Consider the following 18,701-nt stretch of genomic DNA (forward strand, 5'->3'; position numbering starts at 1 on the left):
GACACTCAGCTCCGCCGCAGGCGATAGCGCGCCAGCAGCCCGGCCACCAGCATGCACAAGAGGCTGGTCGCGACGAGCACGTCGGCGATGTAGTTGGGCACCGGCATGGCCCGGCTCATGGCGTCGGCGCCGACGAAGATGCCCGCGATGAAGACCGCGGCCCCGACCACGCCCAGCGGGTGGAGCTGCGCCAGCATGGCGACGACGATGCCGCTGTAGCCGAAGCCCGGTGACAGGTCCAGCGTCAGGTAGCCCTTCAGCCCGCAGACCTCCGCCGCCCCGGCCAGCCCGGCCAGCCCGCCGGACAGCAGGGCCGTGCGCAGCATGACGCGGGTGACCGGCATGCCGGCGAAGGCCGCGGCGCGCGGGTTGGCGCCGACAGCGCGATTCTCGTAGCCCCAGATCGTGCGCGTGTCGATCAGCCATAGGATCACCGCCAGCCCCAGCGCGAGGAGGAGGCCGACATGCAGGCGGGTGCGCTCGATCAGCTTGGGCAGCTCCGCCGCCTCCACGACGGGGGCGGACTGCGGCCAGCCCATGCCCATGGGGTCCTTCAAGGCGCCTTCCAGCAGCATGGAGACCAGCAGCAGCACGACGAAGTTCAGCAGCAGCGTGGTCACCACCTCGTCCACGCCGAAGCGGACCTTCAGCACCGCGGGTCCGAGCAGGGTGACGCCGCCGGCCAGCGCGCCGCCGATCAGCGCCAGGGGCAGGACCGCCCAGGCGGGCAGGTTCAGCAGCTCCCCGCCCAGCACCACGGCGGCGAGCGCCCCCATGTAGAGCTGCCCCTCCGCCCCGATGTTCCACAGCTTGGCGCGGAACGCGACGGCGGCGGCAAGGCCGGTGAGGATCAGCGGCGTGGCGCGGGTCAAGGTTTCGGTCAGCGCGAAACGGGACCCCACCGCCCCTTCGACCAGCAGGCCGTAGGCGCGCAGCACCGGGGCGCCGGTCCAGGCGACCAGCAGCGCGCAAAGCGCCAGCGCCGCCACCACCGCCCCGACGGGGGCGAGCAGGCGGATGGCCAGGGGGGCGTGGGCGCGCGGTTCAAGCCGCATCGAGAATCTCCGGCAGTACATCCCAATGGCCGGCCATCAGCAGGCCGAGCTGGCGGACCGACACGCGGTCGTGGGGCAGGGCAGGGGTCAGGCGGCCGTGATGGATCACGGCGATGGCGTCGGCGAGCGCCAGGATCTCGTCCAGATCCTCGGAGATCACCAGCACGCCGGCCCCGGCCGCGCGCGCCTCCAGCAGGCGCCCGTGCACGTAGGAGACGGCGCCGACGTCCAGGCCGCGCGTCGGCTGGCTCGCCAGGATCAGGTCCGGCCCGTGCGCCAGCGTGCGGCCAAGGATCAGCTTCTGCATGTTGCCGCCGGACAGCAGCTGGGTGCGCGCGTCCGGCCCCGGGCAGCGCACGTCGAAGGCCTCGATCACCGCGCGCGCGTGGGCGCGGGCCGCCCCGCGGCGAATGACGCCGAACCGCTGGAAGGCCGGGTCGTGGTAGCGCTCCGCGATCAGGTTCTCCCAGACCGCCATGGCGCCGACGAGGCCGGCGGCGTGCCGATCCTCCGGAATGCGGGCGACTCCGCGCCGGACCATCGCGGCGGGATCGGCGTAGCCGACCGTTTCGCCCTTTAGGGACAGCGTCCCGGAATCGGGATGGATCAGGCCGCTGACCAGGTCGGCCAGCGCCGTCTGCCCATTGCCGGAGACGCCGGCGATGCCGATGACCTGGTGCCGGCGCACCGTCAGGTCGACGGCGTCCAGCAGCGGCCTGCCATGGCCGGAGTTCACGGTGACTTGGGCAAGCGCCAGCACCGGCTCGCCGGCCGCCATGGGGGTGGGCGTCGGCGGCTTGAGAGCGCGGCCGACCATCAGTTCGGCCAGCTCCTCGCGGTCGGTCTCGGCCGTGCGCCGGGTGGCGACGAGGCGGCCGGCGCGCAGCACCGCCACCGTGTCGCTGGCCGCGAACACCTCGTTCATTTTGTGGCTGATGAAGACGACCGCGAGCCCGTCCGCCGTCAGCCGACGCAACGTGTCGAACAGGCCGGCGGATTCCTGCGGGGTCAGCACCGCCGTGGGCTCGTCCAGGATCAGGACGCGCGCGTCGCGGTAGAGCGCCTTCAGGATTTCCACCCGCTGCCGCTCGCCCACGGACAGGTCGCCGACCAGCGCGTCCGGGCGCACGCCCAGCCCGAACCGTTCGGCAAGGTCCAGCAGGCGCCGGCGCGCCGCACCGCGGTCGGACCAGAAGCGCCACAGCGGCTCCGTCCCCACCGCGATGTTGTCGAGGACCGACAGGTTGTCGGCCAGCGTGAAGTGCTGGTGCACCATGCCGATGCCGGCGGCGAGCGCCGCTTTGGGCGAGCCCGGCGGCAATGGCCGCCCGAACGCCTCGATGCTGCCCTCGTCGGCCACGTAATGGCCGAACAGGATGTTCATCAGCGTGGTCTTGCCGGCTCCGTTCTCGCCCAGCAGGGCCAGCACCTCGCCTTCATGCAGGGTGAGAGAGATCGCGTCGTTGGCGACCAGGGGGCCGAAGCGCTTGGTGATGCCGGACAGGCGCAGGACGACGGGTGGGGAGGGCATTGTTGTCTCAGTGGAATCCACGACCGTTCCCCCACCCTAACCCTCCCCCGCTGGGCGGGGGAGGGGATTGGATTTGCGGGAAGCGAAAAAAACCTTCCCCCGCCCAGCGGGGGAAGGAGGGGCCCATGCGCAGCATGGGAGGATGGGGGGCGAGGTTTGCCCCTTACATCGTGGACTTCGGCTCGCCGTCGTTCACCTTGACGGTGAATTTGCCGTCGCGGATCTCCTGCTCGCGGGCCTTGACCTTGGCGACCACGTCGGCGGGAACCTTGCCTTCGAAGGTGCCGAGCGGGGCGAGGCTGGAGCCGCCGGCCTTCATGTGGCTGTAGGGGCCGTAGTCCTCCGCCTTGTAACTGCCGGCCTTCACGGTCGCGATGGCGCGGTCCACCGACGGCTCCATATGCCACAGCGCGCTGGCGACCACCGTCTCCGGATACTGCGGCTGGGTGTTGATGACGTTGCCGATGGCGAGGACCTTGCGCTCCTTCGCGGCGTCGGACACGCCGAAGCGTTCGGCGTACATGACGTCGGCGCCGCGGTCGATCATGGCGAAGGCGGCTTCCTTGGCCTTCGGCGGGTCGAACCAGGAACCGATGAAGCTGACGGAGAACTTCACGTTGGGGTTGACCTCCTTGGCGCCGTCCATGAAGGCGTTCATCAGGCGGTTCACCTCCGGAATCGGGTAGCCGCCGACCATGCCGATCACGTTCGACTTGGTCATGGCGCCCGCGATCATGCCCGTCAGGTAGGCCGGTTCCTGGATGTAGTTGTCGAAGACCGAGAAGTTCGGCTCCTGCGGCTTGAAGCTGGAGCCCATGACGAAGGCGGTCTTCGGGTAGTCCTTCGCGACGGCGCGCGCCGCGCGTTCCACGCCGAACACCTCGCCGAAGATCAGCTGCTGGCCGCCTTCGGCGTACTGGCGCATGACGCGTTCATAGTCGGTGTTGGCGACCGATTCGGCCCAGACATACTCGATGTCGCCGCGGGCCTCGGCGGCCTTCAGGGCGGTGTGGATGCGGCTGACCCACTGTTGCTCGATCGGCACCGTGTAGATGCCCGCCACCTTGACCTTGGACTGCGCCCACGCCGGCAATGCCGCCGCGGCCACCGCCATTCCGGCCAGGCCGCACAGCACCGTCCGCCGCATCAGCCGCGCCGCCGTATTGAATCCGCGAAGCCTCATCAGATCGCCCTCCATCTGTTCGTTGCCGTTTTGTATGGCCGATTCATGGGATTGTGCAGCCCCAGCTAGCAACTGGAATGCCAACACGGCGGGCCTTCACCCGAATGTGCACTCCAAGTGGTCACTGGCCTGCGAAGCGGGTGAAGAGCGTGGCATGTGATCGAAAAGGCGGCAACATGGTTTGGGCCCCGCCGGCAATTCCCGGTGACCGCCTTTCGGTGTTTTTCCATAAGACACCTTATGGGATTTTAGTGCTCCACACGCACGTGCCCCATCCCGAAACGTCCGGCACTGATGAAGCGCTATGGCTATCCAATGGCCGGGGTCGAACCGCCGATGTCGTTCCGACCCCGGAAGGGCTGATATGCGCCGTCCGTGACCCTGCCCCGGTCGATTATCACAGCGCTATGATGCGTTGCAGCACAAAATAGCTCAGATCAAGGCGCGCGCCGGGATGGTCCCGGGCTGCGTGCCCCGAGGAGTCTCTATTGTGCACCGCATTCAGTACGCGCGCATCGCGCGCCACGGCTCCGTAACCCCGAGCCAGCTTCAGCTCGACCACGAAAATCTCACACAGGATGTCCGGCGCCGCTTCTACGAGAAGGTCGGCCTGCTGGAACGCGCCGTCGTGGACCTGTCCGAGCGCATGGCCGACATCGGCCATCTGGAAGTCGTGAACCGCGGGGACGACGTGTCGGTTCTCTTCCGCCCGCACCACGCCGAGGGCATCCATTCCCTGGTCGGCAATTTCGACATGCGCCTGACCCACGACGGGCAGGTCGCTCTGCGCATGCTCGTCCGCAGCGTCATGCCGCCGGCTGAGATCCTGCCCTTCGACCGCATGACCGACGATCGCCTGCGCGCCCGGCTGTCGGCTTTCGAAACCGAGTGCCGGCGCCAGCCCCACCACTGAGCGTCCTGTCGGCGGAGCGGTCTTCCATGGCCGCCCCGCCCTGGCCCCCCGCAATGGCCCCCCGCAATGGCCAAGTTCGACATCGAAAGCACGAAAAAGCTGTTGGAAGACCGTGTTGCGCAAGCAAAGCGGGCAGTACGTCCTGGCGCTTCCTCACCGGTGCCGCCTGTGATTCGCCCGCTCTTTGTGCGTTCCCTGATCAGAAAATAAGCGCAGCGCGCGTAAAAAATCAGCATCAGTAGATTTCTTACATCATTGAAAAAGCGTGATTTTTCCTGTTTTGAGTAGTTGACTTTTCAAGTGATAAAGGAACATCCTGAGGGCGCATTCGAGGTCAACCCCATTCCGATGCGACACAACGTCGCCGGTGGAATGCAGGAGGGCACCGCGCCGTGTTCACCGGATTCATTCATCACAGTGCCATCGGCGGTGACGGCCTGACCGTCGCCGTTAAGGACACCATCGACGTAGCCGGGCTGCCCACCCGCGCCGGCAGCCGCTCCCTCGAAGATGCCCCGCCATCCTCCCGCCACGCCGCCGTCGTGCAGGCGATGCTGGACGCCGGCTGCCGGATCGTCGGCAAGACGGGCCTGCACGAATTCGCCTTCGGCATGACGGGCGTGAACGCCTGGGAAGGAACACCGGCCAACCCGCGGTTCCCCGCGCTCATCCCCGGCGGATCGTCGAGCGGTTCGGCCGCCGTGGTCGCGGCGGGCCTGGCCGACGTGGCGCTGGGCACCGACACGGGCGGCTCCATCCGCCTGCCCGCCGCCTGCTGCGGCATCTACGGCTTCAAGCCGACCTTCGGCCGCGTCGACCGGCGCGGCGTCCTGCCGGCGGTGACCAGCCTGGACTGCGTCGGCCCGTTCGCGGCGTCCATGGACAGGCTCATCGCCGCCATGGACACGATGGACCCGAGCTTTTCGCCGGCGCCCGCGCCCAACGGCCCGCTTGTCCTGGGCGTGCCCAGCGTGACCGCGGATCCGGCGATTGCCGAAGCCGTGGTGCGCGCCATCGCGGCGAGCGGCGCCGTGGTCCGGCCGGTGGAGTTGCCGTCCCTGGAGGACGCCTTCGCCGCCGGCCTCACAGTGATCAACGCGGAGACCTGGGCCGCCTGCGGCGCGCTGCTGGCGACCGGCAAGGTTGGGGCGGACGTGGCCGCGCGCCTGGAGAAGGCCCGGGCCACCACGCCCGACGACGTGGCCGCCGCCAACGCCGTCCGCGACCGCTTCACGGCGGAGGTCGACCGCGCCCTGGCCGCGGTCGATGCGCTCGTCCTGCCGACCCTGCCCGGCTTCCCGATGACGCTCGCGGAGGCCCTGGCCGGCCGGATCGACCTGCGCGCCTCGGCGCTGGTGCGGCCCTTCAACCTGTCGGGCCACCCGGCCCTGTCCATTCCCCTGCCGGCCGTCGATGGGCGCCCGGTGGGCCTGCAACTCGTCGGCCGCAAGGGCGAGGACGAGGCGGTCTGCGCCATCGGCCGGCGGATCGCCCCCTTGGTGGCCAACCCGTAATCCTGATGGCGGGAGTTCTCACGACATGCCTCGTCACGTGATCGACAAGGACGCCTGGGGCGGCGCGGAGGTGTTCGACGCGCTGCTCGCCGACATCCGCGCCCGGCGCGGCGACTTCGAACGCCAGCGTCACATCTCCCCCGACATCATCGACCGCTTCAAAGCCATGGGCGTCTACCGCGCCCTGGTGCCCAAGCGGTATGGCGGGGACGAGAAATCGCCGCTCGACTTCCTGCTGATGGTCGAGGCCATCGCCGCGGCCGACGGGTCGGCGGGCTGGGTCGCCAGCTTCGGCATGAACCCCGCCTATCTCGCGGCCCTGCCGCCGGAAACGGTGGAGAAGGTCTGGGCCGACGGTCCCGACGTCGTCTTCGCCGGCGGCATCTTCCCGCCGCAGCCGGCCCGGAAGGTGGAAGGCGGCTACAGCGTCAGCGGACGCTGGCAGTTCGCCAGCGGCTGCCTGGGCGCCACGCTCTGCGGCGTCGGCATCATGCCGGAGGATGGACAATCACTTCCCCGCATGGCGGTGATGCCGCGCGACCGGCTGACCATCGAGCCGAACTGGGACGTGCTGGGCCTCGTCGGCACCGGCAGCCACGACCTCGTCGTCGAGGATGTGGTGGTGCCGGAGGAATGGACCTTCACCCGCGGCGGCGCGCCGACGGTGGACGCGCCCTTCTTCCGCTACCCCAGCCTCGCCTTCGCGGCGCAGGTGCTGTCGGTGGTGACGCTTGGCCTCGCGCGGGAGGCGCTGGACGTCGTGCAGGACACGGCGAACGCCCGCGCCTCCGTCACCGGCGCGCCGAACATCGGCGACCGGCCCCATGTCCAGACCGAGATCGCCAAGGCCGAGGCCAAGGTCCGCGCCGCCCGCGCCTTCTTCTATGAGGCGACCGAGGACGCGTGGCAGGCGGTGCTCGACGGTGGGCGCCCAACCCCGCACCAGACCAGCATGCTGCGCCTGTCCACCACGCACCTGACGCAGGAATGCGCGGAGGCGGTGCGCAGCGCCTATCACCTGTCCGGCATGACCGGCACCTACAACGCCCACCCCCTGTCCCGTCTGTTCCGGGACGCGGCGATGTGCACGCAGCACGCCTTCATGGGGGCCATCACCTACCAGAACGCCGGGGCGATGTTCTTCGGCAAGAAGCCCCTGCCCGGCTACCTGTAACCGACACCCCGAAATCCGAATTTTTCCCTTGGAGGGTCCCATGGCCGCGACCACGCCCTTGCGCGTTCTGTTCTGCATTTCCGTCAACCAGAACTTCATGGATGCCACCGCCGAGGAAGCCGGCCAGGTGTGGCAGGCCTTCAGCGCGATGATGAAGGGCATGGCCGCCCTGCCCGGCGCCCGGATCATCGGCACGCTGGACGACGACCGCAGCATGGTCGGCCCGTCCAAGGGCTATCCCTTCACCGCCTACTTCATGACGGACATGCCCGACTACGACACGGTGGTCGCCGCCTGCAACCTGTTCCGCACCACGCCGGTCGGCGACGGCACCTACAAGCTCTGGAAATACTGCGCGGTGGAGACGCGCATCGGCCGCGAACTGCAAATCCCGACCTGAGGACCGCCATGGCAACGGGTGAGGCCTTCGACGCCCTGCTCCGGCGGGTCGAGGATCTGGAGGCGGAAAAGCGGGTGCGCGCCTGCGCCAACCGCTACATGGCCCTGTGCGACCGGCTGGACGTCGGCTTCGACCTCGATCCCCTCATGGACCTGTTCACGCAGGACGCGGTCTGGGAGGGGACCGGGCGCTACGCCCGGACCTTCGGCCGGCTGGAGGGGCGGGAGGCGATCCGCGCCATGTTCGCCAAATACACGGTGCCGCCCGCGCATTTCCGCCTGAACGCCCACTACCTGACCGGCGAGGAGATCGCCGTCCAGGGGGCCGAGGCGACCGGCCGCTGGATGATGCTCCAGACCTCCACCTTCGCCAGCGGGGATTCGCGCCTCAGCAGCGCGCGCCTCGACCTGCGCTTCCGCCGCGAGGGGGACTGGTGGCGCATCGCCCATTTCCAGACGGAGCGGCTGTTCAGCCGCGCGGTCACCCAGCCCTGGGACGAAGACACGGACCTTCCGGTCCCCGAATGACCCGCGTCATCGGACGCCATCAGAAAGACCGACCGACATGACCGCATGCCTCACCACCCGCGCGCCCGAGGTCGACATCGCCGACCTGGTGCAGGACGACAAGGTTCATTCCTCGCTGTATTCCGACCCGGCGATCTTCGAGGCGGAGCTGGATAAGGTGTTCAACAACACCTGGGTCTGGGTCGGCCACACCAGCGAGGTGCCGGAGAGCGGGTCCTACAAGACCGCCTTCATCGGCCGCCAGCCGGTCATCGTCAGCCGTGACCGCAAGGGCGACATCCATGTGATGCTGAACCGCTGCCGCCACCGCGCCGCGACGGTCTGCGAGGGCAAGCGCGGCAAGGTGAAGAGCTTCGTCTGCCCCTACCACGGCTGGGGCTACGCGCTGGACGGCGAGCTGCGCGCCATTCCGAAGCCGGAGGAATACCAGGGCGTCCTCGACAAGAAGGACTTCCCGCTCGTCCGCCTTCGGCACGAGACCTACCAGGGGATGATCTTCGCCACCTTCAACCCGGACATCCAGCCGCTGGAGGAGCATCTGGGCGGGGCGAAGAAGTGGATCGACCTGTTCATGAAGCAGTCCGGCGGCTACCCGCTGAAGGTGCTGGGCGACCACCGTTTCCGCTTCCCCGGCAACTGGAAGATCCAGCTGGAGAACACCACCGACGCCTATCACTTCCCGGTGGTGCACAAATCCTTCGTCTCCTCGCTCGACGACCAGACCAGCAAGATCTTCGATTTCCTGGACGGTCCCGGCTTCGTGGAGGATCTGGGCAACGGCCATTCCGTGATGGTGATGATCCCGGAACTGGTGGACCTCGACGCCAACCTCGACGCGCCGATCCCCGAGCGCTTCAAGGACTTCGCCGCGGAGCTGGAGTGCGAGGGCTATGACGACGCCCAGGTGCGCCGGCTGGTGCGCGCGGTCGGCGGGTCGGGCTTCAACCTGAACCTGTTCCCGAACGTTGCCTGCTCCATGGCCTTCTTCCGCGTGCTGCGGCCGGTCGCGGTGGACGAGACGGAGATCCACCACGTCGCCATCGGCGGCGACGGCGCGCCGGCCGCCTTCAACCAGCTGCGCATGCGCCTGCACGAGCATTTCCAGGGCCCCATGGGCTTCGGCACGCCGGACGACGCGGAGGCGTGGGAGCGCGTGCAGAAGGGCTCCCGCGCCGGGGACCGGGAATGGATCCTGGTCAACCGCAGCCTCGGCCGGCTGGTGACCAGCCCGGACGGCAACACCGCCGGCTCCGTCTGCTCCGAGACCGGCATGCGCGCGGCCTACCGCAAGTACAAGCAGATGATGACGGCCTGACCAGCCCCGACAGCCCCGACAGCAAGGATCCAAAGCATGAGCACCCTGCGCGCCGAGGTGGCGGCCTTCATCGACCTGGAAGCCGACATGCTCGACTTCAACCAGTACCGCGAGTGGCTGGATTTGTGGGAGCCGGACGGCGTTTACGTCGTGCCGATCGACCGCGAGACCGAGGATTTCGCCAACACCCTGAACTTCGCCTACGACAAGGCCGAGATGCGGTCGCTGCGCGTCGCCCGGCTGCTGAGCGGCGACGCCATCTCCACCCAGACCACCTACAAGACCGTGCGCTCGGTCAGCCGCCTGCGCATCCTGGCGGAGGATGGCGACACGGTGAAGGCGCGCTGCTCCCAGTTCATCGCGGAGAACCGGCACGGCAACCTGAAGACCTACCCGGCCGACGTGACCTTCACGCTGCGCCGCTCCGGCGACGGATTCCGCATGGTGGAGAAGGTCGTGCGTCTGCTGAACGCCGACCACCACCTGTCCAGCATCGGCTACATCCTGTGAGGGCGCGCGCATGAGCACAGGAGCCGTCGTAACGGGTGCCGCGCAGGGGCTCGGCAAGGCCATCGCCGCCGCCCTGCACCGGGCCGGCTTCTCCGTCGCCGTGACCGACGTGCGGGCCGACGCGGCGGAAGAGGCGGCGCGGGAGATCGCGCCGACCGGGGAGCGGATCACCGCCTTCGGCCTCGACGTCCTGAAGAAGGAGGACTTCGCCACCGGGCTCGCCCGCGCGGCGGAGGCCTTCGGGCGGGTGGACGTGCTGGTCAACAACGCCGCCATGACGCCGACCACCCCGTTGATGGAGATCACGCCGGAGGAGTTCGACCGCGTCACCGCCGTGAACCAGCGCGGCACCTTCTTCGGCTGCCAGGTCTTCGGCGCGCATTTCGCACTCCAGGGCTACGGGCGCATCGTCAACATGGCCTCCCTGGCCGGGCAGAACGGCGGCACCGCGTCGGGCGCGCACTACGCGGCCAGCAAGGGCGCCATCCTGACGCTGACCAAGATCTTCGCCCGCCAACTGGCCTCGTCGGGCGTCACGGTCAACGCGGTGGCGCCGGGGCCGATGGACCTGCCCTCAGTGCGGGAAATCGTCCCGCCGGAGAAGCTGGCGCAGATCATCGACACCATGATCCCGGTGAAGGCGCTGGGCGATCCGGACTTCGTCGCGGACATCGTCGTCCGTCTGGCCGGCCGGGACGCCGGCTTCGTCACCGGGGCTGCCTGGGACCTGAACGGCGGCATCTTCATGCGGTGAAGCCGCAATGGGTGAATGGACATGAGCGACGACATGATCGACGTGACGATCCTCCGCCGCGAGGACCATGCGGCGGGCATCGCCGTTTTCGAGCTGGCGCGACCCGATGGCGCCCCCCTGCCCGCCTTCGAGGCCGGCGCGCACATCGACGTGCAGGTCGCCGATGGGCTGGTGCGCCAGTATTCGCTGTGCAACGCGCCGGGCGGCACCGACCGCTACCGCATCGGCGTGCTGGACGACCCGAACTCCCGCGGTGGATCGCGCGGCATCCACCGCGATTTCGCGGTGGGATCGACGGTGCGGATCTCCGCCCCGCGCAACCATTTCCCGCTCGACCCGGCGGCGGAGCGGTCGCTGCTGGTCGGCGGCGGCATCGGCGTCACGCCGATGCTCGCCATGGCCCACGCGCTGCGCGCTTCGGGCAAGCCGTTCGAGCTGCACTACTGCACCCGCTCGCGCGACCGCGCCGGCTTCCTGGAGGAGCTGGCGCAGGACTTCCCGGAGCAGCTTCGGCTGCATTTCGACGATGGTGCGGCCGACCAGCGCTTCGACCCCGCGGCCTGCTTTGCCGGGCTTCCGGCCGGCGTTCACCTCTATGTCTGCGGCCCCACCGGCTTCATGGACTGGGTCATCGGCGCGGCGAAGGCGGCGGGCATCGACGGCGGCCGCATCCACTTTGAATACTTCAACGCCGACATCGACACGCACGGCGCCGCCTTCGAGGTGGTTGCCAAGCGCAGCGGCGTCACCGTCCGGGTGGCCGAGGACCAGACCATTCTGGACGCGCTCGCCAAGGCCGGCATCAAGATCCCGAAATCCTGCGAGCAGGGCGTGTGCGGCACCTGCCTGTGCGACGTCATCGAGGGCGAGCCCGATCACAAGGACAAGTTCCTCAGCGATGAGGAGCGGGAGGACAACGACCAGATCGTCGTCTGCTGCTCGCGCGCCAAGTCGGCCCGGCTGGTGCTGGACGTCTGATACTTCCCAAAGGACATCTCATGACCGAACCGGCGCTCGACCCGCGCGACTTCCGCCGCGCGCTCTCCCACTTCCCCACCGGCGTGACGGTGGTCACCACGCGCGACGCGGCCGGCGCCCCGGTCGGCGTGACCGCCAGCAGCTTCAACGCCGTGTCGCTGAACCCGCCACTGGTCCTCTGGAGCCTCGACAAGGCCGCCCTCAGCGCCGAGGCGTTCCGGACGGCCGAACATTTCGCGGTGAACGTTCTGACCGAGGACCAGATCCTTCTCTCCAACCGCTTCGCCAGCCGCGGCGAGGACAAGTTCGGCGGCATCGACTGGGCGGAAGGCCTGGGCGGCTGCCCGGTCTTCGACGGCGTGTCGGCCCGGTTCGAATGCCGGACCTGGAACGTCTACGACGGCGGCGACCACCTGATCATCGTAGGGCAGGTCATGCGCTACGACTACCAGACGGCACTCGCCCCGCTGGTCTTCGCCAAGGGCTGCTACGCCGTGTCCGCAAGGCATCCGGCGACGGTGGGGTGAGTGGTGGGGGGTGTGGGGAGTGGTTGTGCTGGGCCCCCCTCCCGACCTCCCCCCACTTCGCGGGGGGAGGAGTTGAGCGCGAGCCCGGCGGAGTTCCCTCCCCCGTCGAAGATGGGGGAGGGTTAGGGTGGGGGCCCAACACAACCACTCCCCCCTCAATCCTCCGCCAGATTGTCGTAGAGCTGCTCCAGCGTCGCGTTCAGCTTGTCGATCTGCGCTTCCGACAGGCCGCGGAAGCTGCGGGCGAACAGCTTTTCCGTCGCGGCCTGGATCTGCTGCACGAGGTCCCGGCCGGCCTCGGTCATCGTCACCTCGGTCACGCGGCCGTCCTCCGCGTGCGGGCCGGTGTCGACCAGACCTTCGGCCTTCATGCGGTAGACGATGCGGGTCATCGTCGGCAGCTTGACGATGGCGTGGGTCGCGATCTCCGAAATGCTCGACGTGCCGTGGGTCTTCAGGATGAACAGGACCCGCCAGGTCGGGATGTCCGTCCCGATCTTCTTCAGCGCCTTTTCCATGTGCTGAAGGTAAATGCCCTGGACGCGCGCCACCCAATAAAACGGGAAGTCCTCATAGCGGAAATCGTCGCTGGACGGAACGTAGCGGCGAAGTTTCTTGGTGATGACCATTGTGCCCGGTGTCCGTGCTTCGATCCGCAAAGCCCCGGCATCCCCGCCCCGCCTGACGCGCGGGCCGGGCGATGCCGGGGTTCATCTTTTACCAACGCACCGTTGCTTTTCCAAACGCCTTGCGGCGGGCCGTCACCAGCCCGGGCCGCGCTCCGCGCGCATCTTGCGCACCATGGCGTTGAAGAACTTGGTGGCGAAGCCGCTCTCGCGGATCAGCATGGCCGTCAGGTCGGAGCATTTGGTCCGCACCTCGTCGCCCAGCACCGTGTCCTCGCCGCGCATGGAATCGGCCAAGCACTGGATCTCCGCCGCGCGCTGCACCGTCCACAGCAGGAAGAAGGCCTTGGCGATGCTGCCCTCCCCCACCGCGATGCCGTGGTTGCGCAGCACCAGCACGTGCTTGTCGCCCAGGCTCTCCAGCATGCGCGGCTTCTCGTCGGCGAACAGGGTGATGCCCTCGAAGGCGTGGTAGCCGACGCGCCCGAACAGCTGCGCCCCGTAGAAGTCGTTGTGGGAGAAGCCGTCCTTCTTCTGCGCGATGGCCGACAGCTCCGTCGTGTGAGTGTGGATGATGCAGTGGACGTCCTCGCGCGCCTCGTGGATCGCGCTGTGCAGTGCGAAGCCGGCGGGGTTCGCGTCATAGGGTGACTCCTCCAGCTTCTCCCCCGTCAGCCCCACCTTCAGCAGGTTGGCCGGCGTGACCTCCGTGTAGTTCAGGCCGAAGGGGTTGACGAGGTAATGGTGCGCCGGGCCGGGCAGGCGGGCGGAGATGTGGTTGAAGATGGTCTCCGTCCAGCCCATGAAATCGACGAGGTGGTAGCAGTCGGCCAGCTGGCAGCGCAGCGCCCATTCCTCGTCGCTGCACTGGGGCGGCTGGACCACAGGCGTGTCGGCGTTCGCGATCATGGAGCACCCTCTTCCTTTCGGCAGCCGGCCGCGCTCGCGCTCTTGTAGCGGACGAGGCTGGCGATGTTCTTGGTCAGCGGCATGGACAGCCCCTGCATCTCGGCCAGTTCGATGACGGCGTCGCAGATGGAGGACAGTTCCAGGGGCAAGCCTTTCTCGAAATCCTGGAGCATGGAGGTCTTCACGTCCCCCATCCCCGCTCCCATCGCCAGCAGCGACACGGGGTCGAGCGCCACGCGCGCCCCGAAGGAGGCGGCGGTCAGCAGCGCCTCGTCCAGCATCTGGCGGGCGATGGGGGCCAGCGACGGGTCGCCGTAGATGTCGCGCAGCGTGGCGCCGGTCACCACCGACAGCGGGTTGGAGGTCAGATTGGCGATGACCTTGGTCCACAGCGGGTCGCGCACGCGGTCGCTGACCGTCGTGTCGATGCCGCAGGCGGTCAGCACGGCGCCCAGCCGGTCGGCCCGCCCGGTATGGCGGTGGGTGATCTCCCCGATCGACAGGCGCAGCGGGTTCAGGCTGCGCGCCACGCCGGGGGCCAGCCGCTCGGCGGTGATGAAGGCCACCGAGCCGATGATGCGGTCCATCGGCAGCAGGGCCTTGAGGCTGCCGTCGGGATCGACGGCGCGGACGGTGCGCCCGTCGTGGCGCCCGCCCTCCCCCTCGAAATACCACCAGGGGATGCCGTTCACCACCGGGACGACCAGCGTGCCCGGCCCGATCATCCCCTGCGACGACCGGGCGAGGGCCGCCAGATCCTGGGCCTTGGCGCAGAGGAACAGCACGTCCTGCTCCCCCAGATCGTCCGGCCCGCCGGCCGTCGCCGGCGCGTGGTGCTCGCCCTGCCGGTCGACCAGCCGCAGCCCGTGGTCGCGGATGGCGTCCAGCGTGCCGCCGCGCGCCAGCACGCTGACGCGGTGCCCGCCGAGCGCGAAGCGGACGCCGAGCGTCGTGCCGATGGCGCCGGCGCCCGCGATGCCGATGCGCAAAGACGGATCGGTCATGTCGCCAGCATCTCCTGGTGCTTGCCGGCGATGCCGAGATAGGCGGCGACCACGCGCGGGTCGTTCGCCAACTCCGCCGCCGGGCCTTCCATGACGATCTTCCCCAGCTCCAGCACATAGGCGTAATCGGCGACGCGCAGGGCGGCCCGCGCGTTCTGCTCGATCAGCAGGATGGAGACGCCCTGGCGGCGCAGGTCGGCGATGATGCGGAAGACCTCGCGCACGATCAGCGGGGCGAGGCCCAGGCTCGGCTCGTCCAGCATCAGCAGCTTCGGCCGGGTCATCAGCGCGCGGGCGAGCGCCAGCATCTGCCGCTCCCCGCCCGACAGCGTGGCCGCCACCTGGGCGCGCCGCTCCTTCAGGCGCGGGAAAAGGGCGTACATCTCCTCCAGCGCCGCGTCCTGCGCGCGCCGGGGCCGGGGGTGGAAGCGGAAGCCGCCCAGGCGCAGGTTGTCCTCCACGCTCATGGAACCGAACAGCGCGCGGCTTTCCGGGACGAGGCTCACGCCCCGCCCGATCATGCTTTTGATCGTGGGAGACGACGCCTCCGCCCCGGCGAAGGCGATGCGCCCGCGCGACGGCAGAACGCCCATGATGGCGGACAGCAGCGTGGTCTTGCCGGCGCCGTTGGGGCCGATCACCGTGACGATCTGTCCGTCCCCGACGCGCAGGCTGGCATCGGTCAGCGCCTGGATCTTGCCGTAGGACACGCAGAGGTCCCGGACCTCCAGCAAGGGAGCCTGATGGCCGTGCGGGCTCATTCGACACCTCCCAGATAGGCTTCCAGCACGGCCGGGTTGGTCTGGATGGTCTCCGGCACGCCCTCCGCGATCTGCTCGCCGAACTCCATGACGAAGACGCGGTCGACGAGGCCCATGACGAAGTCCATGTCATGCTCGACCAGGACGATGGCCATGCCCTCCGCCCGCAGCCTCTTCAGAAGCTCGGCGAGCGCCTGCTTCTCCAGGTGGCGCAGGCCGGCCGCCGGCTCGTCGAGCAGCAGGAGGCAGGGGTCGGCGCAGAGCGCGCGGGCGATCTCCAGGATGCGCTGCTGGCCGAGCGCGAGGCTGCCGGCTTCCGCGTGCAGATGCTGGCCGAGGCCGACGCGGCCAAGCTGCCGGCGGGCCTCGTCCAGCAGGCGCGCCTCCTCCCGGCGGTCGAGCCGCAGGGCTGCGGCGGCCACGCCCTTGCCGCCGCGCAGGTGGGCGCCGATGGCGGCGTTCTCCAGCACGCTCATGGTGGGCAGAAGCTTTACGTGCTGGAAGGTCCGGCTGAGGCCGGCGCCGGCCATCTCCCGCGCGGTTCGCCCGTCGATGCGCCGCCCGCGGAAGCGGATCTCGCCCGACGTCGGGCGGTCGACGCAGGACAGCTGGTTGAACAGCGTGCTCTTGCCCGCCCCGTTGGGGCCGATCACGGCCAGGATCTCGCCGGCGTGGACGTCGAAGCTGATGTCGTTGTTGGCGACCAGCCCGCCGAACCGCTTGGTGACGCCGCGCACCTCCAGGATCGCCTCCCCCTTCGCCGGCAGGGCGCGGCGCGGCAGGGGTTCCACCGGGGTCGGCGCCGGCTGCGCCGACGGCGCGAGCTTGCGGGCGTGGCCCAGGTGACGGGCCAGCCAGCCGGCGATGCCGCCGGGCATGCGCTGCATCAGGACGACGATCAGCAGGCCGAAGACGATGCTTTCGAAATTGCCGGTCCGGCCGAGGATGTGCGGCAACCAGTCCTGGAGCCACTGCTTCAGGAAGGTGACGGCCGTGGCGCCGATCAGTGCGCCCCACACCTGCCCGACGCCGCCGATCAGCGCCATGAACATGAAGTCGATGCCGGCCTGGAGGCTGAAGGGCGCTGGGCTGACGAAGCGCTGCGTGTAGGCGTAGAGCCAGCCGGCAAGCGCGGCGAATCCGGCCGACACCAGGAAGGCGACCATCTTGGCGCGGAAGGTGTTCACGCCCATGGATTCGGACATGCGCTGGCCGCCGCGCAGCGCCCGGATCGCCCTGCCCTCCCGCGAATCCAGCAGGTTCAGCGTCACCACGACGGCGAGCAGCACCAGGGCCCAGATCAGGTAGTAGAGGGACTCCGCCCGGTCGAGGCTGATCCCGAACAGCCGCAGCGCCGGCATGCCGGACAGGCCGGTGTGGCCGCCCAGGAATTCCAGGTTGCCGAACAGGTAGAACAGCGACAGGCCCCAGGCGATGGTGCCCAGCGGCAGGTAATGGCCGGACAGCCGCAGCGTCAGCGCGCCCAGCAGCGCCGCGACCGCCAGCGTCAGCACCATGCCGAGCAGCAGCCCGCCCCAGGGCGAACCGCCGAGCCAGCCCAACTGCGCCGGCAGGTCGGTGCCGATCGCCAGATAGGCGGTGCTGTAGGCGCTGATGCCGACGAAGGCCGCCTGCCCGAAGCTGGTCATGCCGCCGATGCCGGTCAGCAGCACGATGCCCAGCGTGGCGAGGGCAAAGATGCCGATGTTGTTCGCCAGCGTGACCTGATAGGTGGGCAGCACCAGCGGCAGGAGCGCCAGCAGCGGCACCAGGACCAGGAAGATCCGCGCGTGTGGAGAAAGAGAAGCGATCCTCATTCCTCGTCCTCCGCGCCTTTGTGGGAGAGGGAGCGCCAGAGCAGGACCGGAAGGATCAGCGTGAAGACGATCACCTCCTTGTAGCTGCTGGCCCAGAAGGTGGAGAAGGATTCCGCCTGCCCGATGAACAGGGCGCCGAGTGCGGCCACCGGGTAGCTCGCCATGCCGCCGATGATGGCGCCGACGAAGCCCTTCAGGCTGATGATGAAGCCGCTGTCGAAGTAGATGGTGGTGATCGGCGCGATCAGGATTCCCGACAGCCCGCCGATCAGCGCGGCCAGCCCGAAGCTCGCCTTGCCGGCGATCTCCGGGGAGATGCCGACCAGTTCCGCCCCCAGCCGGTTGACCGCCGCCGCGCGCAGCGCCTTGCCGTAGAGCGTCCGCTCGAAGAAGGCGTAGAGCAGGACGATCAGCAGCAGCGACACCGCCACGACCCACAGGGTCTGGCTGTTCAGCGTCACCATGCCGATGCTCAGCCCCTCCTCGGAGAAGGGCTCGGTGCGGGCGCCCTCGGGGCCGAACATCAGCAGCCCGGCGCCGACCAGCACCACATGCACCGCGATCGACACGATCAGCAGCACCAGGGAATGGGCGGCGGCGATGGGCTGATAGAAGACCCGGTAGAGCAGCGGCCCCAGCGGCACGACGAGCGCCACGGTCAGCAGCGCCTGCACCGCGACCCCGGCCTTGTCCAGCGGGACGAGCCCGGTCAGCGCGGTGACCGCCGCGGCGTAGGCCAGCATGGCGAGGGCGGCGCCCCGCGGCCGCCAACGACCTTTGCCGCGTGCGGCGTCGTAGAGGTCCAGCGCCACGGCGGCGAGCGCCAGGGCGACCAGCAGCCAGCCCATGCGGACCGGCGTTCCCGACTGCATGGCGGCCATGGTCAGGGCCGCGAAGGACACGAACTCGCCCTGCGGGATCAGGAGGATGCGGGTCACCGTGAAGACCAGCAGGATGGACAGCGCCAGCAGGGCGTAGATGGCGCCGTTGGTGACGCCGTCCTGGCCCAGCAGCATGACGATCTGGAGGTTCATGCGCCGCCTCCATGGCGGAGCGGCGCGGCGGACGCGGGCAAGCCAAGGGCGTTCGCCCGCCACCATCGAAGGGGGGTGTTCATGGTCTGCGCGATGTCCCGGCGGAGGAGGGTGCGGGCCGTGGTCTCGACACGGCGGCGGGGCTCAGCCCCGTACCGCCGGGCCGGTC

At 69.1% G+C, this 18,701-nt stretch carries 19 protein-coding genes; 10 read left to right on the plus strand and 9 right to left on the minus strand.

Annotation, left to right across the window (positions count from 1 at the left end):
- Positions 1–5: 5 nt before the first annotated feature.
- The 3 genes from J2851_RS12475 to J2851_RS12485 form a co-directional block, all read right to left on the minus strand.
- Positions 6–1,055: an ABC transporter permease gene (locus J2851_RS12475; RefSeq protein WP_209766613.1), complete on the minus strand. Its 1,050-nt coding sequence runs from the start codon at positions 1,053–1,055 to the stop codon at positions 6–8.
- Entirely contained in the window at positions 1,045–2,586 is a 1,542-nt protein-coding gene (locus J2851_RS12480; protein WP_209766614.1) for an ABC transporter ATP-binding protein, read from the minus strand. The genes J2851_RS12475 and J2851_RS12480 overlap by 11 nt, the downstream gene beginning before the upstream one ends.
- Before the next feature lie 163 nt (positions 2,587–2,749).
- Positions 2,750–3,769, minus strand: coding sequence for a BMP family protein (locus tag J2851_RS12485; RefSeq protein WP_209766615.1), 1,020 nt, complete (start codon positions 3,767–3,769; stop codon positions 2,750–2,752).
- Between the two features lie 490 nt (positions 3,770–4,259).
- Between J2851_RS12485 and J2851_RS12490 the strand changes: the two genes are divergently transcribed.
- The 10 genes from J2851_RS12490 to J2851_RS12535 all read left to right on the plus strand — a co-directional run bounded on the left by J2851_RS12490 (position 4,260) and on the right by J2851_RS12535 (position 12,381).
- Positions 4,260–4,682 carry a hypothetical protein gene (locus J2851_RS12490; RefSeq protein WP_209766616.1) on the plus strand — a complete coding sequence of 141 codons (423 nt, stop codon included), beginning with the start codon at positions 4,260–4,262 and terminating at the stop codon, positions 4,680–4,682.
- A 392-nt stretch (positions 4,683–5,074) separates the two neighbouring features.
- Positions 5,075–6,196: an amidase gene (locus J2851_RS12495; protein ID WP_209766617.1), complete on the plus strand. Its 1,122-nt coding sequence runs from the start codon at positions 5,075–5,077 to the stop codon at positions 6,194–6,196.
- 25 nt (positions 6,197–6,221) lie between these two features.
- A complete protein-coding gene (locus J2851_RS12500; RefSeq protein ID WP_209766618.1) occupies positions 6,222–7,370 on the plus strand; it encodes an acyl-CoA dehydrogenase family protein in 1,149 nt (382 codons plus the stop codon).
- Positions 7,371–7,410: 40 nt separating this feature from the next.
- The gene (locus J2851_RS12505; protein ID WP_209766619.1) at positions 7,411–7,770 is read left to right on the plus strand and encodes a hypothetical protein; all 360 of its coding nucleotides are present in this window, start codon (positions 7,411–7,413) and stop codon (positions 7,768–7,770) included.
- 8 nt (positions 7,771–7,778) lie between these two features.
- Complete coding sequence (locus J2851_RS12510; RefSeq protein ID WP_209766620.1) at positions 7,779–8,297, plus strand: nuclear transport factor 2 family protein; 519 nt, start codon at positions 7,779–7,781, stop codon at positions 8,295–8,297.
- A 37-nt stretch (positions 8,298–8,334) separates the two neighbouring features.
- Positions 8,335–9,612 carry an aromatic ring-hydroxylating oxygenase subunit alpha gene (locus J2851_RS12515; protein ID WP_209766621.1) on the plus strand — a complete coding sequence of 426 codons (1,278 nt, stop codon included), beginning with the start codon at positions 8,335–8,337 and terminating at the stop codon, positions 9,610–9,612.
- 36 nt (positions 9,613–9,648) lie between these two features.
- Positions 9,649–10,122 carry an aromatic-ring-hydroxylating dioxygenase subunit beta gene (locus tag J2851_RS12520; RefSeq protein ID WP_209766622.1) on the plus strand — a complete coding sequence of 158 codons (474 nt, stop codon included), beginning with the start codon at positions 9,649–9,651 and terminating at the stop codon, positions 10,120–10,122.
- Between the two features lie 10 nt (positions 10,123–10,132).
- Complete coding sequence (locus J2851_RS12525) at positions 10,133–10,876, plus strand: SDR family NAD(P)-dependent oxidoreductase (RefSeq protein ID WP_209766623.1); 744 nt, start codon at positions 10,133–10,135, stop codon at positions 10,874–10,876.
- 21 nt (positions 10,877–10,897) lie between these two features.
- Positions 10,898–11,854 carry a PDR/VanB family oxidoreductase gene (locus J2851_RS12530; RefSeq protein WP_246500613.1) on the plus strand — a complete coding sequence of 319 codons (957 nt, stop codon included), beginning with the start codon at positions 10,898–10,900 and terminating at the stop codon, positions 11,852–11,854.
- Between the two features lie 20 nt (positions 11,855–11,874).
- Entirely contained in the window at positions 11,875–12,381 is a 507-nt protein-coding gene (locus tag J2851_RS12535) for a flavin reductase family protein (RefSeq protein ID WP_209766624.1), read from the plus strand.
- Between the two features lie 155 nt (positions 12,382–12,536).
- Here J2851_RS12535 and J2851_RS12540 read toward each other — a convergent pair whose 3' ends face one another.
- From J2851_RS12540 to J2851_RS12565, 6 genes are all read right to left on the minus strand, one after another.
- Positions 12,537–13,010: a MarR family winged helix-turn-helix transcriptional regulator gene (locus J2851_RS12540; RefSeq protein ID WP_209766625.1), complete on the minus strand. Its 474-nt coding sequence runs from the start codon at positions 13,008–13,010 to the stop codon at positions 12,537–12,539.
- 132 nt (positions 13,011–13,142) lie between these two features.
- Positions 13,143–13,916, minus strand: a complete 774-nt coding sequence (locus J2851_RS12545) for a class II aldolase/adducin family protein (protein ID WP_209766626.1) — start codon at positions 13,914–13,916, stop codon at positions 13,143–13,145.
- Positions 13,913–14,920, minus strand: a complete 1,008-nt coding sequence (locus J2851_RS12550; protein WP_209766627.1) for a ketopantoate reductase family protein — start codon at positions 14,918–14,920, stop codon at positions 13,913–13,915. The genes J2851_RS12545 and J2851_RS12550 overlap by 4 nt, the downstream gene beginning before the upstream one ends.
- Positions 14,917–15,681, minus strand: a complete 765-nt coding sequence (locus J2851_RS12555) for an ABC transporter ATP-binding protein (RefSeq protein ID WP_209766628.1) — start codon at positions 15,679–15,681, stop codon at positions 14,917–14,919. The genes J2851_RS12550 and J2851_RS12555 overlap by 4 nt, the downstream gene beginning before the upstream one ends.
- The gene (locus J2851_RS12560) at positions 15,678–17,498 is read right to left on the minus strand and encodes a branched-chain amino acid ABC transporter ATP-binding protein/permease (protein WP_209766629.1); all 1,821 of its coding nucleotides are present in this window, start codon (positions 17,496–17,498) and stop codon (positions 15,678–15,680) included. Before J2851_RS12560 ends, J2851_RS12555 begins: the two co-directional genes overlap by 4 nt.
- Positions 17,495–18,532, minus strand: a complete 1,038-nt coding sequence (locus J2851_RS12565; RefSeq protein WP_209766630.1) for a branched-chain amino acid ABC transporter permease — start codon at positions 18,530–18,532, stop codon at positions 17,495–17,497. The genes J2851_RS12560 and J2851_RS12565 overlap by 4 nt, the downstream gene beginning before the upstream one ends.
- Positions 18,533–18,701 lie beyond the last annotated feature (169 nt).

The sequence above is a fragment of the Azospirillum rugosum genome, assembly GCF_017876155.1.
Classification (GTDB): Bacteria; Pseudomonadota; Alphaproteobacteria; order Azospirillales; family Azospirillaceae; genus Azospirillum; species Azospirillum rugosum.